A 3690-nucleotide genomic window follows, 5' to 3' on the forward strand; every position below is an offset into this window, starting at 1 on the left:
GCGCCCAGTCCGCGCAACGCGCTCGCCGAGAGGACATCTGGCGGGCGGCCGCCGTCCCGGTTCCAGTCGTAACCTGCGACCCAGATGTCGCTCGGCACGTTGCCCTCGACGATCCGCAGCCGCCCGTCCGGACCCTCCGCCAGGTTGTCCGGGCTGTCGAAGCCAGTGACGACCGGGTCTGCACATACGGGATCGAGATTCAGCGCCCCATCGCGGCCAGCACGGGACTGTGGATCTTTCGGTGTTTCCGGCCTGACGCGCCGGGCGTAGCCCTGGCGGGGAGGGTGCCGTGATGACCACGACACTGGACGATGTGACCGCGAGGAAGAAGAGACCGCCGGCGTCGGCGGAGGAACAGGCCGTGGCGGTGATGGTGCCGCCGTGCTGGACCGCTGTCTGGGCGACGACGGCCAGGCCGAGACCTGAGCCGGGCATGGCGCGGGCGGCCGGCGCCCGGTAGAAGCGGTCGAAGACGTGGGGCAGGTCGGCGTGGTCGATGCCGGGCCCCGTGTCGGCGATGGTCAGCCGGCAGTGATGCGCGCCGTCGGTGCGCAGTTCGGTGTGCACCGTCGCACCGGGCGGGCTCCATTGGCGGCGTTGTCCAGCACGTTGACGACCACGCGTTCCAGCTCACCGGGCCGGCCCTGCACCGTGACCGGCTCCATGTCGGCAGTGAAGGTGATTCGCGGGGCGCGGATCCGCACCCGGTCGACCGCCGCGCTGAACAGTTCTGTGAGCTCCACCGGCTCGGGCTGTTCCCGCGTAGTCTCCACGCGGGCCAGGTCGACCACCTCGGTGGCGAGGGTGGAAAGCTCACCGACCTGGACGTCGAGGTCATGCAGCAACTGCCACCGGCTGACCTGAAATTGGTGCTCGGCCGCGCCGCGCAGGCCCCGCGCCCGGCGGTCGGATTCTGGTGGTCGGGCACGACGTCACCAACATCGAACAGGGAATCGGCGGCCCGCAGGATCCAGGCGTCCTCCATACGCCACAGGCGATCGTCGCCGCGTTGTCGGGGGCTGAGCGTGCGTCGCGCCGACCGGGTCCGGCGGCCCGTTACGACCGAGCGGGGCGTGGTGAATGCGATCGACACGCTCGTCTGCGCCGTGCGGGAATGAGTCCGGCTGGTGCAGTTATGCCGGGCCGGTGGCCTCGGTGTGGGTGAGGCAGATCGGTGGCAGGTGGAACCAGCGCAGTGCCTCGAAGGCCGGCGGTAGGCCGGTGGGTCCGTCGTCGATGTCATCGGCGTGGCCGCTGATCAGCTCCGCGGCGTGGCGTAGGTAGCCGCCGAGGACGTCCTCCCCCGCACTCGGTTGGCGTGCGGGGCCGGTCAAGGTTCCGTCCGCGATGTAGCGCAGGTCGGCCAGGCGCAACGGCGCCCCGGTTGCGGCGTGAGGGTGCCGCCACAGCCCGGTGCGCGGGTCGAAGCGGTAGTCGACGAGCAGCCGGTGTCCGCCGCTGGCGATGAGGTCGATGGCGTCGGTGAGGTAGTCGGCGACGGTGTCGGAGATGAAGTAGTTGAAGTTGATCCGTACCCAGCCGGGTTTGATGCCCTCGCAGCCGTGGCCGATCTCGTCGCGGAACGCGTGCGAATGTTCCGGGTCGATGGCGAGGAGCCGGTGGCCGTACGGGCCGGCGCAGGAACAGCCGCCGCGGGCCTGGATGCCGAACAGATCGTTGAGCAGCGCCACCACATAGTTGTGGTGCAGGTACTTCTCGCCGTGGCGCAGCCGCAATGACACGATCGGCAACCGCCGGGCCCGCCGGTCGCCGAGGACCTCGATGTGCGGGTTGGCCGCCCAGCGGTGCAGCGCCCGCCGCCACAGCCGTTCCTCGCGGGCCTGGATGACCTCGGTGCCGACGGCGTGTTTGAGGGCGACGACGAGGCCGGCGCGGATCGACTCGACGATGGCCGGGGTGCCGCCCTCTTCCCTGGTGACCGGGTCGTCGAGGTACCGGTGTCCGACCGGGTCGACGAACGCGACCGTGCCACCGCCGGGTGCGGTCGGGACCCGGTTACGGACCAGGTCGCGACGCACGACCAGGACGCCCGGTGTCTGTGGGCCGCCGATGAACTTGTGCGGTGACAGGAACACCGCGTCCTTCCCGTCGCCCGCGCCCGGCGCGGATTCGGCCATGCGGATGGGCACGTACGGTGCTGCGGCGGCGTAGTCCCAGAACGACAGCGCCCCGTGCCTGTGCAGCAGTGCCGCGATCGCGTCGGTGTCGGTCAGGATGCCGGTGACGTTGGAGGCGGCCGAGAAGCTCCCGATCCGCATTGGCCGGTCGGAGTAACGCACGAGTTGGGTGGCGAGGTCGGCGAAGTCGAGGTGCCCGTCCGCATCGGTGCCGATCTCGACCACATCCGCGTAGGTCTCCCGCCACGGCAGCTCGTTGGAGTGGTGCTCGTACGGGCCGACGAACACCACCGGCCGCTCCCCCACCGGGATATGGTCCAGTAGCCCGTACCGGCGGGCGGGGCCGTCGGGCAGCCGCAGTTCCATGATGCCGACGAGCTTGTTGACCGCGGCGGTCGCGCCGGAGCCGCAGAAGATGACCACGTGCTCGTCGGTGCCGCCGACCGCGTCGCGAATGATCCGCCGCGCGTCTTCGCGCAGCCGGCTGGTGGCCAGACCGGTGCCGGAGGATTCGGTGTGCGTGTTGGCGTAGCGGGGCAGCACATGGTCGCGGACGGCGTCCTCGATGAAGTCCAGCGACCGGCCGGACGCCGTGTAGTCGGCGTAGGTGATCCGGCGCGGCCCGTACGGACCGTCAAGGATCTGGCCTTCGCCGATGATCCCAGCCCGGATCCGCTCGATCAACACCGCACCGACCTCGGTCTCCAGCCGCGTCACCGACGTCGTCATCGCATCAACCCCATCCCGGTCAGATCAGGTCGATGGTGACGACGGGTGGGATGGTCAGGCTGTTGTGCACGGTGCAGTGCGACACCACCGCCGCCAACGCCGGCCACCGCTCGACCGGCAGATCGGCAGGCACCCGCACCCTCAGTCGGACCGTGCCGACGCGGGCCGGCCGGTCGGCGGCCATGTCGAAGCCGACCGACACGCCGAGCCCTTCACGGCTGTACCCGTGCCGGGTCAGGTAGCGACCGGCGTAGAACGCGACACACGTCGCCAGCGACGCCACGAACAACTCGGTCGGCGTCGGCGCACTGTCCTCGCCCCCGGCGTCCGCGGGCTGATCCACCGTCACCCGGTGCCCACGCACCGCCACCTCGTAGGCCTCACCGGACACGAACCGGACATCCATCAACTCGGCACCAGCGGTATCCACGGTCGTCCGCACCTGCACGTCAACACTCCTCGGCCACCAGCAAACCCGGACTCATCCATCAGATACCCACCGGGGTACCGGTGGCAGGAACGCCGGTCCCGGCCCGCCGGGACGTTCGACCTATCCTGCGTCGCTCGGATCGGGTGGCGGTCTCTCCACACGGACTGCATGCCGGCGCCACAGCGTGTGCATCAAGTCGAGCGACGGTGAAGGTGATCGATGCGAATGAAGGAGGAAGCCATGAACAGGAAGACTCGACTGGCGACCGCACTGGTGGCCGGTGGCATGCTCGCCGCCGGAGCTGTGGCCGTGGCGGCACCGGCGATCGCCGGCGCTGGACCGTTCGACAACCCGTCGGTGAGTTCGTCGTGGTCCGGCCGAGGGCCCGGGGCG

General features: G+C 70.2%; 4 protein-coding genes. All 4 read right to left on the bottom strand.

Annotated features, from left to right (window positions below; all coding sequences use genetic code 11):
- Positions 1–567: ATP-binding protein (locus VFO68_RS34225; RefSeq protein WP_414635457.1), on the bottom strand; the 567-nt coding region annotated here is incomplete at its 3' end.
- On the bottom strand, positions 522–845 hold the full coding sequence (locus tag VFO68_RS04295; RefSeq protein WP_325156822.1) for a hypothetical protein: 324 nt from the start codon (positions 843–845) through the stop codon (positions 522–524). The genes VFO68_RS34225 and VFO68_RS04295, both read right to left, overlap by 46 nt.
- 288 nt (positions 846–1133) lie before the next feature.
- Positions 1134–2867 carry an aminotransferase class V-fold PLP-dependent enzyme gene (locus VFO68_RS04300; protein ID WP_325156823.1) on the bottom strand — a complete coding sequence of 578 codons (1734 nt, stop codon included), beginning with the start codon at positions 2865–2867 and terminating at the stop codon, positions 1134–1136.
- 19 nt (positions 2868–2886) lie between these two features.
- The gene (locus tag VFO68_RS04305) at positions 2887–3315 is read right to left on the bottom strand and encodes an OsmC family protein (protein WP_325156824.1); all 429 of its coding nucleotides are present in this window, start codon (positions 3313–3315) and stop codon (positions 2887–2889) included.
- Between the last annotated feature and the right edge of the window lie 375 nt (positions 3316–3690).

Source organism: Actinophytocola sp. (assembly GCF_035712165.1).
Lineage (GTDB): Bacteria > Actinomycetota > Actinomycetes > Mycobacteriales > Pseudonocardiaceae > DASYTH01.

Coding starts and splice junctions, on each gene's coding strand:
- VFO68_RS04300 (WP_325156823.1), bottom strand. CDS start 2,867: ATGACGACGTCGGTGACGCGGCTGGAGACCGAGGTCGGTGCGGTGTTG.